Raw genomic sequence first — 689 nt, 5'->3', positions numbered from 1 at the left:
TTTTCCTCGGGGTACTTAGATGTTTCAGTTCCCCCGGTTCGCCTCGTTAACCTATGTATTCAGTTAACGATAGTGTGTCGGAACACACTGGGTTTCCCCATTCGGACATCGCCGGGTCAAAGGTTCATATCACCTCGCCGGCGCTTTTCGCAGATTAGCACGTCCTTCATCGCCTCTGACTGCCAGGGCATCCACCGTGTACGCTTAGTCGCTTAACCTCACAACCCGAAGATGTTTCTTTCGATTCATCACCGGTTTGCGAAAATTTGAGAGACTCGAACACACATTAACTGTGTGTCGTTTCAATTTTCAGCTTGATCCAGATTTTTAAAGAGCAAAACTTCGCAGTGCACCTTTTCAGGTTCACTCTGAAGTTTTCTTGTTTTCGCAGTAAAAGATGGTGGAGCTATGCGGGATCGAACCGCAGACCTCCTGCGTGCAAAGCAGGCGCTCTCCCAGCTGAGCTATAGCCCCATCGTATGACCAACCTCTTCAAATCTGCATGACAGATTTGGTAGGCCTGAGTGGACTTGAACCACCGACCTCACCCTTATCAGGGGTGCGCTCTAACCACCTGAGCTACAAGCCTGTAGAGGTTTTTTACTGCTGTTTTTCATCAGACAATCTGTGTGGACACTACAAAGGCAGGTTCTTTAAGGTAAGGAGGTGATCCAACCGCAGGTTCCCCT

The 689-nt window shown here is 48.9% G+C and carries 2 tRNA genes and 1 rRNA gene; all 3 read right to left on the bottom strand.

Annotated features, from left to right (window positions below):
• Positions 1-218, bottom strand: a 23S ribosomal RNA gene (locus ACMVME_RS22790); the annotation flags it as partial.
• Between the two features lie 180 nt (positions 219-398).
• Positions 399-474: transfer RNA gene (locus ACMVME_RS22785), tRNA-Ala, on the bottom strand.
• Positions 475-512: 38 nt separating this feature from the next.
• A tRNA-Ile gene (locus ACMVME_RS22780) sits at positions 513-589 on the bottom strand.
• Positions 590-689 lie beyond the last annotated feature (100 nt).

The organism is Enterobacter cloacae complex sp. 2024EL-00711 (genome assembly GCF_047529885.1).
Taxonomy (GTDB): Bacteria; Pseudomonadota; Gammaproteobacteria; order Enterobacterales; family Enterobacteriaceae; genus Enterobacter; species Enterobacter ludwigii.
This window is presented reverse-complemented; position numbering and strand designations above follow the sequence as displayed.